The 20,149-nt window shown below is 73.4% G+C and carries 18 protein-coding genes and 1 pseudogene; 13 read left to right on the top strand and 6 right to left on the bottom strand.

The genetic code is table 11. From position 1 onward, the window contains the following. Nucleotides 1-4 precede the first annotated feature (4 nt). From ABD385_RS37155 to ABD385_RS37130, 6 genes are all read left to right on the top strand, one after another. Nucleotides 5-943: an ABC transporter permease gene (locus ABD385_RS37155; RefSeq protein ID WP_344584176.1), complete on the top strand. Its 939-nt coding sequence runs from the start codon at nucleotides 5-7 to the stop codon at nucleotides 941-943. Continuing rightward, on the top strand, nucleotides 940-3,153 hold the full coding sequence (locus ABD385_RS37150; RefSeq protein ID WP_344584174.1) for a dipeptide ABC transporter ATP-binding protein: 2,214 nt from the start codon (nucleotides 940-942) through the stop codon (nucleotides 3,151-3,153). The genes ABD385_RS37155 and ABD385_RS37150 overlap by 4 nt, the downstream gene beginning before the upstream one ends. A 96-nt stretch (nucleotides 3,154-3,249) precedes the next feature. Beyond that, a complete protein-coding gene (locus ABD385_RS37145; RefSeq protein WP_344584172.1) occupies nucleotides 3,250-4,179 on the top strand; it encodes a MetQ/NlpA family ABC transporter substrate-binding protein in 930 nt (309 codons plus the stop codon). 35 nt (nucleotides 4,180-4,214) lie between these two features. After that, nucleotides 4,215-5,036, top strand: a complete 822-nt coding sequence (locus tag ABD385_RS37140; protein ID WP_344584209.1) for a methionine ABC transporter ATP-binding protein — start codon at nucleotides 4,215-4,217, stop codon at nucleotides 5,034-5,036. After that, a complete protein-coding gene (locus ABD385_RS37135; RefSeq protein ID WP_344584171.1) occupies nucleotides 5,033-5,698 on the top strand; it encodes a methionine ABC transporter permease in 666 nt (221 codons plus the stop codon). Before ABD385_RS37140 ends, ABD385_RS37135 begins: the two co-directional genes overlap by 4 nt. 187 nt (nucleotides 5,699-5,885) lie before the next feature. Continuing rightward, nucleotides 5,886-6,410 carry a hypothetical protein gene (locus ABD385_RS37130; protein ID WP_344584170.1) on the top strand — a complete coding sequence of 175 codons (525 nt, stop codon included), beginning with the start codon at nucleotides 5,886-5,888 and terminating at the stop codon, nucleotides 6,408-6,410. Between the two features lie 102 nt (nucleotides 6,411-6,512). Here the strand turns inward: ABD385_RS37130 and ABD385_RS37125 are convergent, their stop codons facing one another. The 3 genes from ABD385_RS37125 to ABD385_RS37115 form a co-directional block, all read right to left on the bottom strand. Further along, nucleotides 6,513-7,268 carry a dienelactone hydrolase family protein gene (locus ABD385_RS37125; RefSeq protein WP_344584168.1) on the bottom strand — a complete coding sequence of 252 codons (756 nt, stop codon included), beginning with the start codon at nucleotides 7,266-7,268 and terminating at the stop codon, nucleotides 6,513-6,515. Between the two features lie 252 nt (nucleotides 7,269-7,520). Beyond that, nucleotides 7,521-8,198 (bottom strand): hypothetical protein, encoded by a 678-nt coding sequence (locus tag ABD385_RS37120; protein WP_344584166.1) that lies wholly within the window; start codon nucleotides 8,196-8,198, stop codon nucleotides 7,521-7,523. 509 nt (nucleotides 8,199-8,707) lie between these two features. After that, complete coding sequence (locus ABD385_RS37115; RefSeq protein WP_344584164.1) at nucleotides 8,708-9,619, bottom strand: LysR family transcriptional regulator; 912 nt, start codon at nucleotides 9,617-9,619, stop codon at nucleotides 8,708-8,710. Nucleotides 9,620-9,713: 94 nt separating this feature from the next. Between ABD385_RS37115 and ABD385_RS37110 the strand changes: the two genes are divergently transcribed. Both ABD385_RS37110 and ABD385_RS37105 read left to right on the top strand, forming a co-directional pair. Further along, complete coding sequence (locus ABD385_RS37110; protein ID WP_344584162.1) at nucleotides 9,714-10,451, top strand: CTP synthase C-terminal region-related (seleno)protein; 738 nt, start codon at nucleotides 9,714-9,716, stop codon at nucleotides 10,449-10,451. 416 nt (nucleotides 10,452-10,867) lie between these two features. Next, nucleotides 10,868-11,353, top strand: a complete 486-nt coding sequence (locus ABD385_RS37105; protein ID WP_344584160.1) for a DUF1877 family protein — start codon at nucleotides 10,868-10,870, stop codon at nucleotides 11,351-11,353. Nucleotides 11,354-11,458: 105 nt separating this feature from the next. On the opposite strand, the gene ABD385_RS37100 is transcribed toward ABD385_RS37105, so the two are convergent. Further along, nucleotides 11,459-11,821: a 5-carboxymethyl-2-hydroxymuconate Delta-isomerase gene (locus tag ABD385_RS37100; RefSeq protein WP_344584159.1), complete on the bottom strand. Its 363-nt coding sequence runs from the start codon at nucleotides 11,819-11,821 to the stop codon at nucleotides 11,459-11,461. 245 nt (nucleotides 11,822-12,066) lie between these two features. Here ABD385_RS37100 and ABD385_RS37095 point away from each other — a divergent pair, with 245 nt between their 5' ends. The 5 genes from ABD385_RS37095 (at nucleotide 12,067) to ABD385_RS37075 (ending at nucleotide 18,377) form a co-directional block, all read left to right on the top strand. Beyond that, on the top strand, nucleotides 12,067-13,794 hold the full coding sequence (locus tag ABD385_RS37095; RefSeq protein ID WP_344584157.1) for a hypothetical protein: 1,728 nt from the start codon (nucleotides 12,067-12,069) through the stop codon (nucleotides 13,792-13,794). Between the two features lie 245 nt (nucleotides 13,795-14,039). Beyond that, nucleotides 14,040-15,056: a DUF4073 domain-containing protein gene (locus ABD385_RS37090; protein ID WP_344584155.1), complete on the top strand. Its 1,017-nt coding sequence runs from the start codon at nucleotides 14,040-14,042 to the stop codon at nucleotides 15,054-15,056. Between the two features lie 367 nt (nucleotides 15,057-15,423). Further along, the gene (locus ABD385_RS37085; protein WP_344584154.1) at nucleotides 15,424-16,824 is read left to right on the top strand and encodes an isopeptide-forming domain-containing fimbrial protein; all 1,401 of its coding nucleotides are present in this window, start codon (nucleotides 15,424-15,426) and stop codon (nucleotides 16,822-16,824) included. A gap of 83 nt (nucleotides 16,825-16,907) precedes the next feature. Beyond that, a complete protein-coding gene (locus ABD385_RS37080) occupies nucleotides 16,908-17,048 on the top strand; it encodes a hypothetical protein (protein WP_344584153.1) in 141 nt (46 codons plus the stop codon). Between the two features lie 63 nt (nucleotides 17,049-17,111). Then, a complete protein-coding gene (locus ABD385_RS37075) occupies nucleotides 17,112-18,377 on the top strand; it encodes an MFS transporter (RefSeq protein ID WP_344584151.1) in 1,266 nt (421 codons plus the stop codon). Nucleotides 18,378-18,429: 52 nt separating this feature from the next. Here ABD385_RS37075 and sbnA read toward each other — a convergent pair whose 3' ends face one another. Beyond that, on the bottom strand, nucleotides 18,430-19,431 hold the full coding sequence (gene sbnA / locus ABD385_RS37070; RefSeq protein ID WP_344584149.1) for a 2,3-diaminopropionate biosynthesis protein SbnA: 1,002 nt from the start codon (nucleotides 19,429-19,431) through the stop codon (nucleotides 18,430-18,432). Between the two features lie 63 nt (nucleotides 19,432-19,494). Further along, nucleotides 19,495-20,149, bottom strand: a pseudogene (locus ABD385_RS37065) (2,3-diaminopropionate biosynthesis protein SbnB); the annotation flags it as partial.

Here is a 20,149-nt window from a genome sequence, read left to right as displayed (position 1 = left end):
ACCCATGAACCGCATCGCGCTGCGCCGCTTCGTGCGCAACACCAACGCCGTGCTCGGCGCCGGCCTCCTGCTGCTGCTCTTCCTGCTGGCCTTCGCGGGCCCCTCCCTCACGCACTGGAGCCACACCGACATCGACTACACTGCCCTGCGTCAACCCCCCTCCGCCACACACTGGTTCGGCACCAACAGCATCGGCCAGGACGTCTACGCACAGGTGCTCCGCGGACTGCAGAAGTCCCTGCTGATCGGCCTGCTGGTGGCCTTCCTCGCGACCGTCCTGGCCTCCTTCGCCGGTGCCTGCGCCGGCTACTTCGGGGGCTGGACCGACCGGCTGACCACCCTGTTCATCGACCTGCTGCTGGTCTTCCCGGCCTTCCTCATCATCGCGATCGTCTCGCCCCGCCTGCGCTCGGCGAACTGGCTCGCCTTCGTCGGCCTGCTGGCCGCCTTCGGCTGGATGCTGACCGCCCGCGTGGTCCGCTCGATGACCCGCTCCCTCATCGCCCGCGACTTCGTCCGCGCCGCCCGCCTGATGGGCGTCCACCCGCTGCGCATCATCGTCCGCCACGTCCTCCCCCACATCGCCTCGTTCCTCATCGTCGACGCCACGATCGCGGTCGGCGGCGCGGTGATGAGCGAAACCGGCCTGTCCTACTTCGGCTTCGGCGTCCAACCGCCCGACGTCTCCCTGGGCACCCTGATCGCCGACGGCACCGGCGCCGCCCTCACCTACCCCTGGATGTTCTTCTTCGCCGCCGGACTGCTGGTGGTGTTCGTCCTCGCCGTCAACTTCCTCGGCGACGGGCTGCGCGACGCCCTGGACCCGACCTCGGACCGGGCCCGCGGGCGGCGCGCGTCCCGAGCCCGCCGCCCCGCACGGCCCGCCCCGCGCACGCCCCACCGCACCGAGCACCGCGCCCCGGAAAGGACCGCAGGAGCATGACCGCACCGCACACGGACACCCACCGGCGGACCGGCCCTTTGCCCACCGGCAGCCGTCCCGACCCCGCCCGCCCCACCGACGCCGTACTGCGCGTCCGCGATCTGCACGTCGCGTTCGACGGCCCCCGAGGCCCGGCCCCCGCCGTACGGGGCGTGGACCTCACCCTGCACCGCGGCGAAGTCCTCGGCCTGGTGGGGGAGTCCGGTTCCGGCAAGTCCACCGTCGCCCTCGCCGCCCTGGGCCTGCTGCCCGACACCGCCCGGGTCAGCGGCTCGGTGACCGTCGCCGACACCGAACTCGTCGGCGCGAGCGACGCGGCGCTCTCCCGGCTGCGCGGACGCCGCATCGCCATGGTCTTCCAGGACCCGCTGTCCGCACTCACCCCCGTCCACCGGGTCGGCGACCAGATCGCCGAGGCCATCCGCGTCCACCACGACGTCTCCCGGGCCCACGCCCGCCGGCGGGCCGTGGAACTCCTCGACCTGGTCGGCATCCCCGACCCCGCCGTCCGCGCCGCGGCCTACCCCCACGAATTCTCCGGCGGGATGCGGCAGCGCGCCCTGATCGCCATGGCCATCGCCAACGAACCCGACGTCCTGCTCGCCGACGAACCCACCACCGCCCTCGACGTCACCGTCCAGGCCCAGGTGCTCGACGTGCTGCGCACCGCACAGCGCACCACCGGCGCGGCCCTGCTGCTGGTCAGCCACGACCTGGGCGTCATCGCGGGGATGGCGGACCGGGTGGCGGTCATGTACGCCGGCCGGATCGTGGAGTCCGGCCCGGCCACCGAGCTGTTCGCGACGCCCCGGATGCCGTACACCATGGGCCTGTTGGGCGCTGTGCCCCGGCTCGACGAGCCGGTGGCGGCGCCCGACGCGGGCGCGCCGGTCGACTCCGCCGCGCCCGGCCGCCGGACGCCCCTGATCCCCATACCCGGCGCCCCGCCCGAGCCGCACGACCTGCCCGCCGGCTGCGCCTTCGCCCCGCGCTGCCCGTTGGCCGACGACGCCTGCCGGACCGCGGAGCCGGTGCTGTTGCCGCTCGACTCGGTCGGGCGGAACGGCTCGTACGCGGCCTGCCGGCACGCGGACCGGATCGCCGCCGACGGGCTGACCGCCACCGACGTCTACCCCGCGCCGCCCGCCCCCGCCGGCCGCACCGTCGGGTCCGACGGCGACCCGGGCCCGGGCGGCCGCGCGCCCGTCCTGAAGGTCACCGGCCTCACCAAGACCTTCCCCGTCCGCAAGGGAGCGCTCTTCCCGCGCCGGGTCGGCAGCGTCCACGCGGTGGACGGCGTCGACCTCGACGTCCGGCCCGGCGAAACGCTCGGCCTGGTCGGCGAATCCGGCTCCGGCAAGACCACCGCGCTGATGGAGGTGCTGGCCCTGACGGCACCCGAGGGCGGCACCGTGGAAGTGCTCAGCCACGACACCCGGACCCTGGACCGGGCCGTGCGCAAGGAACTCCGCGGCCAGGTGCAGATCGTCTTCCAGGACCCCCTGTCCAGCCTGGACCCCCGGCTGCCGATCGGCGAGATCATCACCGAGCCGCTGCGCGCCCAAGGCGCCGACCGGGCCCAGGCGGCCGCCCGCGTCCCTGAGTTGCTGCGCCTGGTCGGGCTCTCCCCGGACCACGCGGACCGCCCGCCGCACGCCTTCTCCGGCGGCCAGCGCCAACGCATCGGCATCGCCCGCGCGCTGTCCGTCCGACCGCGGCTGCTGGTCCTGGACGAACCGGTCTCCGCCCTCGACGTCTCCGTCCAGGCCGGCGTCCTGAACCTGCTCACCGACCTGCGCGCCGAACTCGGCCTGTCGTACCTCTTCGTCTCCCACGACCTGTCCGTCATCCGCCACGTCGCCGACCGGGTGAGCGTGATGTACCTGGGGCGCACCGTCGAACACGGGCCGGTGGCCGAGGTGTTCGGCGCGCCCCGACACCCCTACACCCGCGCCCTGCTGTCGGCGGTGCCCCTGCCGGACCCGGTGCGCGAGCGGGGTCGCGAACGGATCCTGCTGCCCGGCGACCCGCCGAGCCCCACCCGACGGGCCACCGGCTGCGGCTTCCGCAGCCGCTGCCCGCTGTACGCCGCACTGTCCGCGACGTACGACGCCGACCGCCGCAGCCGCTGCGAACGGCAGGCCCCGGCCCTGACCGCACCCGGCCCCGGCCGTTCCGCGGCCGCCTGCCACCACGCCGAACGGCCCTGACCGGCCCGGCGCCACGACCACCCGACCCGGGGAGCCGCCGCTCCACAAGAGCCCGGCGCCCCACACCTCCACCCACCACCCGAGGGAACGCACACCATGCACCACACCGCCTTGCACCCCGCCGCCCGGCGCCCCGAGACCGGGCGGCCCGCCGCGCCGCGCCGCCGCGCGCTCCTGGCGACCGCCGCCGCGACCGCCCTCGCCCTCCTCGTCGCCGGCTGCGGCACCGCCGGCTCCCAGGCGCACCGCATCCGGGTCGGCGTCAGCGGCGACTCCACCGAATGGGACGTGCTCGCCGAGGAGGCGAAGAAGCAGGGCCTTGACGTCGAGGTGGTGCCGTTCGACGACTACTCGCTGCCCAACAAGGCGCTGGCCGCCGGCGACATCGAACTGAACGCCTTCCAACACCTGGTGTTCCTCGCCCAGTCCAACACCGAGAACGGCACCGACATCGTGCCGCTGGCGCCGACCAGCGTCGTTCCCATGGGCCTGTACTCCAAGAAGGCCAAGCGGCTGGCCGACCTCCCGGACGGCGCCCGGATCGCCCACCCCAACGACCCGGCCAACGAAGGGCGGGCCCTGCGGCTGCTGGCCCGGGCCAAGCTCATCGAGCTGAAGCAGGGCACCGGGCTCTACGCCACCGCGGACGACATCGCCGCCAACCCCCACCACCTGCGCTTCACCCCCGTCAACGCCCAGCAGACCCCCCGGCTGCTCGCCGACGTCGACGCCGCGGTCATCAACGACGGCGTCGCCTCGCTGTCCGGCATCCGCGCGCAGACCGCACTGGTCAAGGACGACCCGCAGAGCCCCGACATCCGCCCCTACCTCAACGTCATCGCGGCCCGCGCCGAGGACCGGGACAACCCCGACTACGCCAAGGTCGTCAAGCTCTACGCCAGCAAGGCGGTGCAGGACGAGGCGCGCCGGACCTCCAACGGCACGGCCGTCCACCTCAACCTCTCCGCGGCCGAACTGGCCGCGGAACTGGCCCGCGTCGACCGGCAGCTCAAGGGGGCGTCGTGACCACCCCACCGCCCTCCGCGCAACCCCGCCCCCTCATCCAACTCGACGACGTCAGCAAGGAGTTCGCCGGCGGGACGGTCGCCGTCGACCGGGTGTCGCTGGCCGTCGCGCCGGGCAGCGTCTTCGGCATCGTCGGCCACAGCGGCGCCGGCAAGTCCACCCTGCTGCGGCTGATCAACCTGCTGGAGACGCCCACCACCGGCACCGTCACGGTGGCCGGCCAGGAACTCACCGCCCTCGGCAGTCGCCAACTACGCGCCGCCCGGCGGGACATCGGCATGGTCTTCCAACAGTTCAACCTCTTCCGCTCCCGCACCGTCCTCGGCAACGTCGCCTACCCGCTGCGGCAGGCCGGCGCCACCCGCGCCGAAGCCCGGGAACGGGCCGCCGAAGCCCTGCGCTTCGTCGGCCTCGCCGACCAGGCCCGGCGCTACCCCGAGCAACTCTCCGGCGGCCAGCGGCAACGCGTCGGCATCGCCCGGGCCCTGGCGACCGAACCCCGGGTGCTGCTCTGCGACGAGGCGACCTCGGCGCTCGACCCGCAGACCACCCAGGAGGTGCTGGCGCTCCTGCGGCGGGTCAACGACGAACTCGGCGTCACGATCGTGCTGATCACCCACGAGATGGAGGTGGTGCGGGCGGTCTGCGACCGGATGGCGGTGCTGGACGCCGGGCGGATCGTGGAGATGGGCCCGGTCCGGGAGCTGTTCGCGGCGCCCCGACACCCCACCACCCGGGCGTTCGTCCGCAGCGCCGTGCAGGCGTCACCGCTCCTCGACCTGCTGCCCGCGGCCTTGCGGAAGCACGGCGTGGACGAGGCCGTCGCCGCGTCCGTCCTGGCGGAGGTGGGCGCATGATCCAGCAGGACTGGAGCCTGCTCTGGCCCAAGATCACCGAAGCCACCGGCCAGACGCTCTACATGGTGCTGGCCACCCTCGCCCTCTCCGGCCTGCTCGGCCTGGTCGTGGGACTGGCCCTCTACGCCACCCGCAAGGGCGGCATCCTCCAGCAACGGGCCGTCTTCGTCGTCCTCAGCACGGTGGTCAACGTCGTCCGCCCGGTGCCTGCGCTGATCGCGATCGTCGTCCTCTCCCCGGTGACGCGGGAGTTGATCGGCACCGCGGTGGGCACCGACGCGGTCGTCCTCCCCATGACGGTGATCGCCACGTTCGGCGTGGCCCGCATCGTGGAGAGCAACCTGCTCGCCGTCGAACCCGGCGTCATCGAGGCGGCCCGGGCGATGGGCACCAGTCCGGTGCGGATCCTGCTGACGGTCCTGGTACCGGAGGCACTGGGACCGTTGATCCTCGGCATGACGTTCATGCTGGTCGCGCTGATCGACTTCTCGGTGATCGCCGGCACGGTGGGCGGCGGGGGAGTCGGCAACCTCGCGATCACCCACGGCTATCTGCGGTTCGACACCCGGGTGATGGTGGTGACCGTCGTCATCCTCATCGTCCTGGTGCAAGCCGCCCAACTGTTGGGCAACGTCCTTTCGCGCAAGGTCCTCAGGCGCTGACGCGGACCCACGGCGTCGCCAACGCCCCGGCCACGGCCCCGCGCAGGCACTCGGATACCCTGACCGCTGCCGCAGCGCGGGCGGTGCCCGGCCACCGGAGGAGAAACCGGCGGCCACCGGTGCCGTCCCCCTCCGGGAGCCCGGGCCGGGGCGGCGGCGGAACCACCCACCAACCGCAGAGGACGACATGCGCAACAAGCACCGACTGGTACGGGCCGGAATGGTGGTGCTGCTCGTCGCCGGCCTGGGCGCGTGCGGCGGTGGCACGAACGGCGCCGCGCCCGGTACGGGCAGCGGCGGCGGCACCGGATCCGGCGGTCAGGGCGCTCCGCCGCGCCCGGACGGCGTCTCGGGAGTGCGCGCCGACGTCCGGCACCTCAGCCGGCAGACGACGGCGGCCACCCGCCCGCACCGGGTCACCACCTGCACGCCCGCCACCCGGCAGGTCAAGCACACCAAGCGCAGCGGCCGCACCAAGAAGACCTGGTACAGCACCGAGCACTACCAGGACTGCCACAAGACCACCCGCGGCACCGAGTCCTACCGCCGGGTGATCCGCCCGGAGCGCTGGTGCGTGAAGCTGGACGACGTCAACGGCGACCCGAAGAAGGACGCCGTCTGGTACCGCGTCACCTCCACCACCTACCACCAGGCACTCGGCGCGGACGCCCGCGCCCGCCTGCGGTTCACCCCGACCGGCACCGGCTGCTGAGCCACCGGGGAACCGGCCGTGGTGGATGCCGCGGCCGGTGCCCGGCCCGGGCCCGGCGAGCGGGGCCGTCCGCCCCGCCGCCGCACCCGGTCGCGTCCTGATTCAGAGCGCCCGGCCGAAGAGGTCAACCAGCGCCCGCCAGTGCCGCTCGTTCGCTTCGGCGTCGTACATGGCGGTGTCGCTCTGGGTGTACCCGTGCTGGGCGCCTTCGTACAGTTCGCTGCGGTACCGGAGCCCCGCGGCGTCCAACGCCCGCTCCAACTGCTCGATCTGCTCGGTCGACATCGAGTGGTCCTGGTCGGCGTGGCCGAAGTACAGCTCCGCCGTGACACGGTCGAGGAGCAGGTGCGGACTGTCCGCCGCGTCGGTGACGAGGTTGCCGGCGTGGAACGAGCCCACCGCCGCGACCCGGTCGGGGAAGGCCGCGGCCGTACGGAGCGCGAGCACGCCGCCCATGCAGTAGCCGGTGGCGCCCACCGGGCCGTCGGAGACCAGCGGCGAGGCGGCCAGCCAGTCGAGGTAGGCACCGGCGTCCCGCATCGCCAGCTCGGGGGTCAGCGCGCGGATGAGGGGCATGAGCTGGGTGAAGATCTCGGGCCGCTCGGCGGGGGAGACGTGGTCGGGAAGCTCCAGGAGGGGAGCGCGCCCGGCGCGGTGGAGGACGTTGGGCACCAGCACCGCGTACCCGTGCCCGGCCAGTCGCCTGGCCATTGCCTCCAACGAGGGGCGGAGCCCGAAGGCGTCCATGTAGAGCAGGACTCCGGGGTGCGGGGCGCCGTCGTCGGGGTGGGCGAAGTAGGCGTCGGCGGTCCCGTCCGGGGTGGGGAGGTCGAGTGATGCACCGTGCACAGTGGTCATGCCCACACGGTAACCCCTTGGCCGCTACATCTTCCGTCCACGGAGCGGGGAGTCACCCCGAAGCCGCGCGAACGAGTGGGGACGCCCGACGACGCAGTGCAGGTCGGTGGGGTCGGACCAGGCGATCCCCACCCCTCTTGGCGGGCACGACAGTTGGCCGGGCACCGCGCCTTGGTACCGGGACCGGCCGCGGACGGCCGTGCGGGCCCGCTGGTGGGCGGGCCCGCAATCGCACCGCGTGCGGAGGCCGGGTCAGGCCACCGCGTACGTGCCCCGCCCGGGGCGGGTGACCAGGTCCGTCTTCTTCACGGCCCGGTCGAGGGTGTTGCGCACGGACTCGATCTGTCCCGGGGTGGCTTCCCGGCCCAGTGCCTCGTTGATGTCCCGCGGACGCATCGGCGTGCCCGAGCCCTTCAACACGTCCAGTGCGGCGCCCAACAGGCTGCCGGCGTCCTTTTCCTTGGTGGTCGGCTGCTTGGCGACCGCGGCCCGCTTGGGCGCCGCCTTCTTGGCCTGGGGCTTCGCCGGTGCGGCCTTCTTGGCGGCCGGCTTCTTCGCCGTGCGGCGCTTGGCGCGCGACGACGTCGCGGCCCGCGGCTGGGGCACGACGGACGCCGCGCCCTCGCCCTCAGGCTCGGCCGCCGGCTCGTCCGCGACCGGCGCCGCGGCCCGAACCTCGTCGGACCCTTCCTGGCCGGCGGCCTCCGCATCCGCGGGCGCCGTGACGGTGACCGAACCAACCGCCACCGCCTGCCTGTCGGGGACGGCGGCACCGGTCAACACCCGCAGGTGCTCCAGTGCGCTGCGGGCGGACGTCGCCCGCTGCACCACGGCGTCGAGTTGGCTGCGCAGGTGCTGTTCCTGCTCTTCGAGCTCCGGCAGTACGCCTTCGAGATTCTGGATCGTCTGATGGAGAACGGACTCAGTCATGTGCTTCCTAACCTCACGGGGGAATGAGATTCCAGTCACCATACGCCCAACGACCGTGCTGCGGGAGAGGGGACGGCCTTGGCGGGATGATCTGACGGAAGTGCACCGGGTCCGGACGAGCCCGTGCGTGCCTGCGGAAGGTGCCCCGGGCGCCGCCCGGTCAACTGCCTGGAACCCCTCCGGCCTGGGCGGATGTCCACTACGGCGGTGTGCGGTCGATGCCTTGGCCCAGGCCGGTGTTGGCGCGCCCGGAGAAGCGGCACAGACGCCAGGCGCGGTGGTTCGCCGGGCGCTCAGGCGTGCGAGGCGTACGTCCACGGTGTTCGGCGCCGCCCCGGTGCAGTCGGCTGCGGCCTGCGCCGGTCACCAGGCGGGTTGTCCTGAACACGCTGCAACAGGCCCTGCAATGCGCCATGTTCGGCCACCAGGTACCGGCTACCGGACGACGTGGCCGGCCGCGCTCGGAGCACGGGCGAGGTGGTCGCGGCGGCACGTCGTCCCGGCCCGGGTCAGCGTCGTCCGGCGTCCGCGGCCAGTCGGCGGGTGGTGAGCAGGTCGACCAACTGGCGTGCGGGAGCAGTGGGGTTGGCGGGATGGACGAGTTCGGTGCGGTGGACCAGGCGGGGTGCGCTCACCGGGACGGCGGCGATCCCGGGGAGGGCGGCCGCCACCGGGAGGGGGAGCGCCGCCAGACCGTGTCCGGCGGCGGTCAGTGCGGCCAGGCCGTGCAGGTCGGTGCCGCGGTGACGGATCCGCGGACGGAATCCCTCGGCACGGCAGACGGCACGCAACCGATCGAGCGGGACCGCGGTGTCGGACGCGTCGATCCACTGTGCCTGGGTCAGGTCGGACAACCGCACCGCACGGCGCTCCGCCAGCGGATGGTCGCGCGGGAAGAGGACCGCCAACGTCTCCTCGGCCGCCGCGAGGGTCGTCATCGGCCCGAGGTCGGGCATCGGCAACGGGTCGCTGGGGGCGGCCGCACCGTCCACGAAACCGAGGTCGGCGCGCCCGGCCACCACGTCCGCGAGCACCGCGTCCCGGCCCGTGACCCGGACCTCCACGTCCAGGGAGTGGGTCACGGCACGCAGCTCGGCGAGGGCCCCGGCCACCGTGGCGCCCAGCGCGGCCGGTGAGCAGGCGACCGTCAACCGGGTGGGGCGTGTCTGGTGCAGGCGCGCGATGTCGGCCCGGGCCGCGTCCAGGCGCAGCAGCAGGGCGGGAGCGTGCTCCAACAGCCGTGCGCCGGCCGGCGTGGGGGCGACCGGCCGCCGCTCGACCAGGCGACTGCCCAAGTCTGCTTCCAGGGCGGCGATGTGTTGGGAGACCGCGGACTGGGTGTAGCCGAGCGCCGCGGCGGCGCCGGAGAACGAGCGGTGGTCGAGGACCGCGACGAACGTGCGCAACAGATGCGGGTCCATGCGCCCGAGTATCGCACGCCGATCAGGATCGCTTATCCGCAATGCACGAATCATCGTTGGACCTGATCCGGCCGCGCGCACCAGGATGACCTGCATGAACCGCACCGCACCCGCCGGCCGAGGCCCGGCAGTCGCCCGCATCGCCCTGGTCGGCGACCGCTCCGAAGCCGTCCGCTCGCACGCCCGCATCCCCACCCTCCTCGACGCGCTCCGGCTGCGCGACGGACTGGACCTGGACGCCTACTGGATCCCGTCCGCCGACGCACACGAGGACCTGACGGGATTCGACGCGGTCTGGGTGCTGCCCGGCAGTCCCTACCGCAGCGAGTCCGGCGTCCTGGCCGCGATCCGCTCGGCCCGCGAGTCCGGCATCCCGTTCCTGGGCACCTGCGGCGGATTCCAACACGCACTGCTGGAGTTCGCCCGCAACGTCTGCGGGTTGGACCGCGCCGGCCACGCCGAGAACACCCCGGACCTCGCGGACGAGGACGCGGTGGTCGTCCCGTTGGCCTGTTCACTGGTCGGCCACGAGGGCACCGTCGACGTCACCCCGGGCTCCCGCGCCGCCCAACTGCTCGGCGCCGAGCGCACACCGGCCCGCTACCACTGCAACTACGCCCCCAACCCCCGGCACCTGGACCTGCTGCGCGCACACGGGCTGGCCTTCACCGGCACCGACGACGCCGGTGAGGTCCGCATCGCCGAACTGCCCGACCACCCCTACTTCCTGGCCACCCTCTTCCAACCCGAACTGGACGGCGACGGCACCCGCGCCCACCCGCTGATCACCGGCCTGGCCCGCGCCGCCGTCGACCACGCCCGGGCCCGATGAACCGGGCCCCCGCCTGGCCGCGCGCCCTGCTGCGTGCCTGGCTCCGCGCGTGCACGGTCCCCCACGCGCATGCCGCCAGCCCGCTGGCGCCCGCCCCGGACACCGCACTCGCCGCCGTACGCGTGGACCCCGCAACCCACCGCCCACACCCGCACCGCACGTGAGCGAGCGCGTCCCGCTGCCGGGACGCGCTCGACCGTCGTGCCGCGCCCGCGCCCCGGCAGCGGCTGCCTGGACCGTCCCCGCGCCGAGCCCCGTTGTCAGTGCCCCGTGGAACACTCGCGTTTGCCGTTCGGGCGGTGCCCGATCGAGCGGTCCGCACGCACCAGGCGTGCGGACGGCTCCGCAGGGCGAGTCGATCGAGTGCGTGCAGCAAGCGGGTCGGTCAGCCGACCGCATGGGGGAGGAGCAGCGCCATGGGCGTGAGCATCGGGTTCATCAGCGCGACGACAAAGGAGCTGGACAGGGCCGAGCAGGATCCGGGGTGGGCCAACGCGTTCGTCTACGAGCTGTACACCAGCGAGGACTTCCCGATGCCGGACCGTCCTTACGGCGGCCCGGAAAAGGCGTGGGCCGGCCTCCAGTTCCTGATCGACGCGGTGGAGGTGCAGTTCGACTTCTTGATGGACGGCGGGCAGATCGTCGACGACGGCACCCTGTTCGGATGGTCCGCCGAGCAGGTCGCGGGCGTCGCCCGGGACCTGCGGGCGACCCCGTGGGAGCAGTTGGCCGCCCACTACGTGCCGGAGAAGATGATGTCGGAGGGGGTGTACCCCAACACCTGGCGGTTCGACGCCGAGGGCGAACTGGCCTGGCTGGAGAGCGCCTACGACGACCTCGTCGGGTTCTTCACCGCGGCCGCCGGGGCCGGGTACGGGGCGTTCATGACGTTCAGCTTCTAGCCGTTCCGGCGGCGGTCGACGGCCCGGGTGCCCACCGCCGGCGCTCGGGCCCCGGCCGCGGGAAGGCCCAAGTCCGGACCGGACCGCCGCCGGGCGCCCGCGCGGCTACTGCGGGGAGTGGTCCAGCCGGTACGAGGCGGCCAGGTCCCGCACCTCCACCGACGACACCACCTCGTGCGCGTCGTCCCCCGGCAGGTGCTTGCCGAGCAGCGCCAGCACGTCCCGTGCCAGCCGGGCCTTCAGCTCCTCCGAACGCCCCGCCAGCAGCCCGACCTCGACGTGCACGAAGGCGACCCGCGCCGCGTCGCGGTCGCCCACGTAGGTGTCCGCGGCCGGCCGGAAGAACGTCTTGCACACGCCCGCCGAGCCGGCCTCGTCGCGCACCATCGGGTGCAGCTCCCGCACGAACGCCTGCCGGTCGAAGGCGCCGGCCAGCCGTGCGGTGTAGTCGACGGTGATGTGGGGCATGGCAGAGGGACCTCTCGCGTACGCGTTCGTTATGCACCTATCTTCGTCCATGCCGTGCGCGGCGCCCACCGAGCCCCGGCGCCCGGCCCCGGGGGAGCAGCTGATACGGCTCTGCGGGGGCGTTTCGGCGCCCACGCGTGGTGACGGGGCGCGGACGCCGTGCGACGGGCCCCCGCGCGCCGCGGTGCGGCAAATATCCGACAGCCGGCCCGTCGTCCGGGCCGTGGCATGAGTAGGGTGCATCCATGCAGACCAGCGGGGAGGGACAGCGCGGCCACGTGCTGCTGATCGCGGGGGCCAGGGCCACCCACCGTCGCACCGTCCAGGTGATACCCAGTGCCAATCTGGCCGCGCTGACGGCCGTCCCCGTGCCTGTGCTGCTCGGCAGCACCCAGCCGGCGGACCTCGTCCACCTCGACGGGGCGCCGGACCAGAACACCATGCTGATCAGGTTGCGCACGGCCGCCGGGGCGTCCGGCGCCCTGCTCGTCTACCTCGCCGGCCAGTTGACCGTGGACCGCAAGAACCACCGCCTCCACCTCGCCGCCGCCGGTTCGAGCCCCGCCACCACGCGCTACACGGCGCTGCCCTGGGAGTGGGTGCACAACGAGCTGCGCCAGCGGCGCGGACCCACGACCGTGCTGGTGGACATGGCCGCCGACAAGGGCGCCTGGGCCGTGCTCCACGACCTCGGCGGCCTGCCCGAGGTGAACGCCGAGGTCTTCGGCGTCATCACGCCGCCCGGTCTCTCCGGCACGGCCGACGGTATCAGCGTGTACACCCAGCACGTGATCGACCTGCTGCGTTCCCACCCGGACCGCCCCTCGAACGCCCGGCTGCACGAGCTGGCCGCGTCCGCCGCGCCCCTCCCGCCCGGCACGCTCGTCCTGCCCAACACCGCGGAGTCCGCCGGCCCGCACCCGCACGACACCGCAGGAACCCAGCCAAAGGCACCGATCAAGCGGCTGCTCTCCGGCGACCGGGCGCTGCTCCCGACCCTGCGGCGCAGGGAGCCCGAGCCGGTGCCCGCCCCGGTGGACCCCGACCCCTTCCCGCCGCTCGCGACGTCCGTGCCGTACGAGGCCCGGACCTACGCCGAGGAGCAGTCCCAGGGGCCCCAGGAGCCGTGGTCGGCCGCGCCGGGGCCGTTCCCCGGGCCGGTCGCGCCCGGACCGTTCCCCGGACAACGGCCCGGACCGTTCCCCGAGCGGACGGTGCAACCGGCTCCGCTGCCGCCCGCCGCCGGTCCCGCGCCGGTGCCCGTCCAGAGCGCGGCGCCCGTGCCCAGCGCCGCATTCGGTACCGGCCCGGCCCTCCCCACCGCCCCGGAGCGCTGGCACGCGCCCGCGCCGCCCGTCGAGCAACCGGCCGCGCCGCACGCGCCCCCGCCCCCGCTCCTCGAGGCACAGCCAACACCCCCGTCACCTCCTGCACTCCCGCAGCAACTGCCGCCGGTGGCGCCCCCATTGGCCCCCGTCCCCGCGCCGGCCGCCACGGCTCCCGCCGAGTCGCCCGCACCGGCCGTCGCCCCGACCAGCGCGCCGGACCCCCGGCCGCTCATCTGGCAGGCGGCGCAGGCCGGGCGGCACGACCAGGCCGCGGAGATGGCCGCGTCGTGGGAGCAGCAGGCGCTCCAGCGGTACGGGTACGACTCGCCGCAGGCCACGCAGTGGGCCGAGATCCGGGCCGACCTCGCCCGGATCGCCGGGCGTTGGCCGCTCGCCACGCAGCTGTGGGTGGCGGCCGCCCGGACCCGGCTGGCCCATCAGTCGCCCGACTCCGCCGAGGTCCTCAACGCGGCCCGCGGCGCCCACTACTGCTGGAACCAGATCACCGACACCGAGCAGGGCATCGAGAACGGCCCCGAACTCATCAACCTGTTGCGGCAGTTGCCCGCGCTCGACCCGCGGCACGTGTCCACGGCCCAGACCCGGCTCCAGTACCTGCACCAGCACCCGTCCGGGCGCGCATAGCGACCGCGAGCGGGCGCGCACGCCGGTCGCCGCCCCACCCCGCGGCGCCCCGGCCGGCCGGAGCGCACCCGTTTCCGTAGGGCGGCGTTCATGCGGGCGTCACGGAGAATCCGGATCTGCGGTCGGCGCCTCGCGTAGGGATGGGGGGCTGGCCCGGGCGGGCCGTTGCCGGTCGGTCCCGACCGGCCGGCGGCACGGGCCGGGCGTCGTGTACGAGCCGTTCGCAGCCCGAGGAGAGTCCCCCCGTGCATCGCAGATCCCTGCTCACCGCAGCCACCGGAGCGGTGGCCACCGTCGCCGTCGCCCCGACCGGAGCGAGTGCCCTGTCCCGGCCGGGCCGTCCGGTCACCACGTTCAACGTCATCAGCGACATCCAGGGCGACCTCGGTGACCTGGGTGTGGCGCTGCGGGACATGCGGGCCACCAACCCGGGCAGTTCCGGGCTCGCGATCGCAGGCGACATCACGCCGCGCGGCTACGACGCCGAATACGCCGCGGTCCGGGCGGTGTTCGACCGGAACGCCCACCCCGGCACCGTCGCCTGGGCCATCGGCAACCACGAGTTCTACGTACCGAAGTGGCGCGACCCGGACACCCTCGCGCAGGCGACCTGGCCCAACGGCGCCACCGAGGACTCGCTGTTCCGCAGCTTCTACACGTTCGCCGGCCGCAACACCGTCTTCGCCGAGCACTCCTTCGGCGGCATCCCGGTGCTGAGCCTGGGCACCGAGCGGTACATGCACTACCACGACCCGCAGTTGTGGGACGAGGTCTGGTTCAGCGAGGCGCAGTTCACCTGGCTGACGGAACGGCTGGCGCACTGGGCGCGGCTGCGCAAGCCGGTCATGGTGATCACGCACCACCCGTTGCCCGACTCCGTCTCCGGCAGCCGCAACAAGCTCTACCTGCACGACTACCTCCAGGCGGAGCGGCTGTTGGGCATCCTGGGCCGTCACCAGGACGTCTTCGTGTTCTGCGGACACACGCACTGGGACCTCAGGCTGTCCGACTGGTACGTGCGCCGGGTCGTCAGCGGCACCGCCAACCTGTCGGGCTTCTCGGTGATCAACACGGGCGCGGTGCAGACCGGTTACACCGACAACGGGCAGGGCGGCGAGGTCGCCGTCTCCGGCGCGTTCAACCAGGGGCTCCAGGTCGCGGTGTACGCGGACCGGGTCGTCGTCAAGGCCCGGGACTTCGCGACCGGCACCTGGTTGAAGGAGATCACGGTGCCGCTGTCGACCCGGGGGACCGACGGCTGATGCCTGAGGGCCGCGGCCGATGCCTGGCCGCGGCCCCACCGTCAACTTCGTTGGGGAGCGATTCACCCTGAGCGAGGACGGGTGCGCGGCGCGCGCCGGGGGCTTTCGGTCACGACGGGCGTGGGCGGGAGAGAGCCGGGAGACGCCTGGGACGAAAGGGCCGCGCCGGCGCGGGCATATGCCATGGAGTGCGTGGGGGTCTGGCGCCACAATCCTGTCGCCCAAGGTTGGCCGGACCCCATCGCCCGTCGCTTTACCCCGAGCGGCGCATGCGTTGTGCTGCTGGGCGTTGCGACTTCGCCACGGCACGCAGTCCGTGGCCGGTCGGCAGTGCCTTGCCGCACAGTCACCTTCGAGGGGGAAAACCATGGCCACACCTCCTGCTCCGCTCCGGGTCGCCCTGGCCAACGGCAGCTTCGAACAGCCCACCGTGACCGGCGTGGAGCTCCTGCCGGACGCCTCCCAGACACAGGCGTCCAAGCGCGTCCCGGGCTGGCTCACCACCGCCTCCGACCACCTGATCGAACTGTGGCAGTCGGGCTTCAACGGCGTGCCGTCCGCCGACGGCGCCCAGTTCGCCGAACTCAACGCCAACGAAGTCTCCACGCTCTACCAGGACCTGCCGACCACGCCCGGTACGAAGCTGTACTGGCGCCTGTACCACCGCGGCCGCCTGGGCGACGACACCATGGCGCTCGACATCGGCGCGCCGGGCGCCACGGTGGAGCAGCGACGCTTCACCGACGGCAACACCGCCTGGGGCTACTACACCGGCACCTACACCGTCCCGGCAGGCCAGACCCTGACCCGCTTCGCCTTCCGATCGATCTCGGCCGCCGGCGGCAACCGCAGCATCGGCAACTTCCTCGACGGCATCTTCTTCGGCACCGCCCCCTACGTGGTGCTCACCAAGACCGCCGTGCCCGCCGGGCCGCTGGAGGTGGGCGACGTCGTCACCTACCGCATCACCGCCAGGAACGAAGGCGGCGGCGCCGCGGAGAACCTCGTCCTGACCGACGCCGTCCCGGACGGCACGACGTACCTGCCCGGTTCCCTGCGCATCGTCGACGGCCCCAACGCCGGTGCGAAGACCGACGCACAAGGCGACGACCAGGCGTCGTACGACGCCAGCACCAACGCGGTCGCCTTCTTCCTCGGCGACGGCGCCACCGGCACGGCCGGCGGCAGCCTCCCCAACACCGAGACCCTGCCGGCGGGCACCACGGTGGAGTACCGGGTCACCATCGACCGGGCCAGCGGCGGCAAGGAGATCAGCAACACCGCCACCGCCTCCTACGAGAACCGGCTCGGCGACACGCCGGAGCCGTTGACGTCCACGTCCAACGAGCAGCTCACGCAGGTCAAGCCGGCCGCCGACCTGATCGTGACGAAGGCGGCCGACGCGACCACGGTGACCGTCGGCCAGACCGTGACCTACCGCGTCACGGTCCGCAACGCCGGCCCCAACGACGCCACCGGCGTCACCGTCACCGACCAACTCCCGGACGGCCTCGCCTTCCTGTCCGCCGACGGCACGTCCGGAACCTACGACCCGGCCACCGGCCAGTGGGCCGTGGGGGACCTGGCCGAGGGCGCCACGGCCACGCTCGTGCTGCGGGCCAAGGCCACCACGGCCGGCCTGGTCGCCAACACCGCCACCGCGACCGGCAACGAGAAGGACCCCGACACCACCACCAACACCGACACCGTCGCCGTCTGCGTCGAACCGGCCCCCTCCTGCTGCGACCCCTGCGCCACCCGCAAGTAGTCCGGGCGGGGGCCACCCGGCCCCTCGTCCCCGACCGACCCCGGCACGCCCCCCAAGGGGGACGCGGCCGGGGTCGCCGTCATGTGCGCGGCGCGTACTGCGTCCTGGCCCATGACGCGGTACGCCGGCCCACCGACCTCGGCCGGCGGGCCGTCCGGCGCAGCGACGGCATGTTGGAATGGCGCCTGTCCGAACTTCCCGTCGACGCCTCGGAGGTGACGTGACCGACGGCCCCGGCGGCACCGGGGCGAACGCCCCGTAACCCACCGACACCCCCCGGAAGAGCGATGACCAGTACCGCAGCCACCGACGCAACGGCCCACATATCCGACCCCGCACCGGCGCAGCGCCGCATCCTGCGCGTCCTGGTCGCCTCCCAGGTGCTGAGCGGCGCGGGACTCGCAGCCGGCGTCACCGTCGGCGCCCTGCTCGCCCAGCACATGCTCGGCTCCACCAGCCTCGCCGGGCTGCCCAGCGCCCTGTTCACCGCCGGATCCGCGCTCGCCGCCGTCGCCGTCGGCCGCATCTCCCAGGCCCGCGGCCGCCGCCCCGGCCTCGCTCTCGGGTACCTCACCGGGGCCGTCGGCTCGGCCGGCGTCATCGCCGCAGCCGTCCTGGACAACCCGGTCCTGCTGTTCCTCGCCCTCTTCGTCTACGGCGCGGGCACCGCCACCAACCTCCAGGCCCGCTACGCCGGAGCCGACCTGGCCACTCCCGGCCGCCGGGCGCGGGCCGTCTCCACGGTTCTCGTCGCGACCACCTTGGGGGGCGTCGCCGGCCCCAACCTCGCCGCGCCGACCGGCACCTTCGCCCACACCCTCGGCGTGCCGAACCTCGCCGGCCCCTTCCTCCTCTCCGGCGTCGCCTACGGCCTGGCCGCGCTCGTCCTCGCGCTCTGGCTGCGCCCCGACCCGCTGTTGCTGGCCCGTGCCGTCGCCCGGGCCGAGGAGGCCGACGCCCCCACGCAGGCGGGCGCCGCCGAGGCCGCGGACGGTGCGGACGGCCGCGGTGGCGTCGTCCTCGGCGCGCTGGTCATGGTCCTCACCCAGCTCGTCATGGTCGCGATCATGACGATGACACCGGTCCACATGCACGACCACGGCCACGGCACCGCCGCCTCCGGCCTCGTCATCGCCGTGCACATCGGTGCCATGTACCTGCCCTCGCCGCTCACCGGCTGGCTCGTCGACCGTTACGGCCGGCTGAAGGTGGCCGCCGCCTCCGCCGGCACGCTGCTGGCCGCCGGCGTCCTCGCCGCCGCGGCGCCCGGTGACTCCGTCGGCCTCCTCGCGCTCGCGCTCGCCCTCCTGGGACTGGGGTGGAACCTCGGTCTGGTCGCCGGCACCGCGATCATCACGGACGCCGTTCCGCTGGCCACCCGCGCCAAGACCCAGGGCCTGGTCGACGTCTGCATCGCCCTCGCCGGCGCCACCGGCGGCATGGCCTCGGGCGTCATGGTCGCCGCCACCAGTTACCCCGCCCTCGCGCTCACCGGTGGCGTCCTCTCCCTGGCCCTGCTGCCCGCCGTCGCCGCCACTGCCTACCGCCGATGACCACACCACCATGCGCCGCGGGGCGCCGTGCGGCCGGTGGCGGGCGGGAGCGTCAGACGCGCCGTTCTGCGACCCGGGCGAGGTTCGCGGTGCCGCGTGTGTGGTGGAGCATCTCGTCGCCGTACAGGGCGTGCAGCCAACTCGCGTGGTAGATGGTGTCCAGATAGCGTTCGCCGAGGTCGGGGGCGATCGCGACGGCGGTGAGGTTCTGGCCGGGGCGCTGGGCCAGCCACTCGACGGCGCCGCTGACGACGGTGCCGGTGGAGCCGCCGAAGAGGAAGCCGTGCCGGGCCAGGCGGTGACAGGCCCGGATGGTGTCGACCTCCCGGACGTGGACGACGTCGTCGACGAACGACTCGTCGAGCAGCGCCGGCTTCACGCTGGTGCCGAGGCCGGGGATCATCCGACAGCCCGGTTCCCCGCCGAAGGTGACCGAGCCGACGCTGTCCACCGCGACGACCCGCACATGGCGGTGCAGTTTGCGGAAGTAGCGGGCGCAGCCCATCAGCGTGCCGGTGGTGCCGGTGCCGATGAACAGGACGTTCAGGCGCGGGAAGTGACGGGCGATGGCCGGCGCGGTGGTGCGGTAGTGCGCCCGCCAGTTCGCCGCGTTGGCGTACTGGTTGAGCCACACGTACCGCTTGTCGGAGGCGCACAGCCGCTGCACGAGGGCGATCCGGGCACCGAGCAGGCCGCCGCTGGCCGCCGGTTCGGTCACGATGTGGACCTGGCCGCCCATGGCTTCCATGAACCGTCGTGCGGAGCGGTTGCAGCGGGCGTCGGTCACGCACAGGAAGTCGTAGCCCTTGCTGGCGGCGATGATGCTCAGGGCGACGCCCAGGTTGCCGGAGGAGGATTCGATGAGGACGCACCCCGGTCGCAGGGCCCCGGACTCCTCGGCGGCCTCCACCATCTCGGTCGCGGCCTTGAGCTTGATGGAGCCGGCGAAGTTGAAGCCCTCGCACTTCAGGAACAGTTGGTGCCCCACGATCGACCGCAGGTCGACGTAGAGGTCCTCGGCGTTGTAGTCCGTGGGAACGGAGATGACTGCCATGACGTCTCCTTCCTCATCAGGAGTGCGGTCAGGAGCACGGAGGTCGGCCGGCTCGCCGGGCGGTCAGCCGTAGCGGCGGAGCTCGTGGAAGAAGTCGTCGACGACGTGCAGTTCGCCGGAGCGGGCCACCTCGTCGTAGACGTGTTTGCCGACCGCGAGGTCCAACACCCCGAGGCCGAAGGGTGAGAACACCACGGTCCGGTCGGCCGGCACCGTCACCCGTTCCGTCAGCACGTCGTCGAGCGTCCCCAGGATGAAGTCCCGTGTGCCGGTGAGCTGTTCGGCCAGGTGGGGGGAGGTGTTGGCCTTCAGACAGTGGTCGACGTCGTCGACGATGTTGGTGGCGGAGAGCAGGATCTCGGGGGCGAGGTCGCGCAGCGAGATGTGGAGCACGAGGGGGTGGTGGTCGAACCACGCGGGGTCGGTGAGGTGCGGTTCGCCGGCGATGGTGGCGAAGACGATGAGGTCGTGGTTGCGGACGAGCTGTTCGGGGCTGTCGTGGAGGGTGATCCAGGACGGGTTGCCGGTCTGTTCGAGGTAGAGGCGGAAGCCGGCGGCGCTGTCTGCGGACAGGTCGTGGACGCCGATTTCGTCGAATTCCCAGCCGGTTTGGGTGAGGTAGGTGTGGATGTAGCGGGCGATGAGGCCGGTGCCGAAGAAGCCGATGGTGCGGGGGCGGGGTCGGGTGTGGGTGAGTTGGTTGGCGGCGAGGGTGGCG

Origin of the sequence: Streptomyces lunalinharesii (assembly GCF_039532155.1) — a bacterium.
Classification (GTDB): Bacteria; Actinomycetota; Actinomycetes; order Streptomycetales; family Streptomycetaceae; genus Streptomyces; species Streptomyces lunalinharesii.
The sequence above is the reverse complement of the archived record's forward strand: the minus strand, read 5'-3'. Positions and strand labels throughout refer to the sequence as shown.

Coding starts and splice junctions, on each gene's coding strand:
- ABD385_RS37155 (WP_344584176.1), top strand. CDS start 5: ATGAACCGCATCGCGCTGCGCCGCTTCGTGCGCAACACCAACGCCGTG.
- ABD385_RS37150 (WP_344584174.1), top strand. CDS start 940: ATGACCGCACCGCACACGGACACCCACCGGCGGACCGGCCCTTTGCCC.
- ABD385_RS37145 (WP_344584172.1), top strand. CDS start 3,250: ATGCACCACACCGCCTTGCACCCCGCCGCCCGGCGCCCCGAGACCGGG.
- ABD385_RS37135 (WP_344584171.1), top strand. CDS start 5,033: ATGATCCAGCAGGACTGGAGCCTGCTCTGGCCCAAGATCACCGAAGCC.
- ABD385_RS37130 (WP_344584170.1), top strand. CDS start 5,886: ATGCGCAACAAGCACCGACTGGTACGGGCCGGAATGGTGGTGCTGCTC.
- ABD385_RS37125 (WP_344584168.1), bottom strand. CDS start 7,268: ATGACCACTGTGCACGGTGCATCACTCGACCTCCCCACCCCGGACGGG.
- ABD385_RS37120 (WP_344584166.1), bottom strand. CDS start 8,198: ATGACTGAGTCCGTTCTCCATCAGACGATCCAGAATCTCGAAGGCGTA.
- ABD385_RS37115 (WP_344584164.1), bottom strand. CDS start 9,619: ATGGACCCGCATCTGTTGCGCACGTTCGTCGCGGTCCTCGACCACCGC.
- ABD385_RS37110 (WP_344584162.1), top strand. CDS start 9,714: ATGAACCGCACCGCACCCGCCGGCCGAGGCCCGGCAGTCGCCCGCATC.
- ABD385_RS37105 (WP_344584160.1), top strand. CDS start 10,868: ATGGGCGTGAGCATCGGGTTCATCAGCGCGACGACAAAGGAGCTGGAC.
- ABD385_RS37100 (WP_344584159.1), bottom strand. CDS start 11,821: ATGCCCCACATCACCGTCGACTACACCGCACGGCTGGCCGGCGCCTTC.
- ABD385_RS37095 (WP_344584157.1), top strand. CDS start 12,067: ATGCAGACCAGCGGGGAGGGACAGCGCGGCCACGTGCTGCTGATCGCG.
- ABD385_RS37085 (WP_344584154.1), top strand. CDS start 15,424: ATGGCCACACCTCCTGCTCCGCTCCGGGTCGCCCTGGCCAACGGCAGC.
- ABD385_RS37075 (WP_344584151.1), top strand. CDS start 17,112: ATGACCAGTACCGCAGCCACCGACGCAACGGCCCACATATCCGACCCC.
- sbnA (WP_344584149.1), bottom strand. CDS start 19,431: ATGGCAGTCATCTCCGTTCCCACGGACTACAACGCCGAGGACCTCTAC.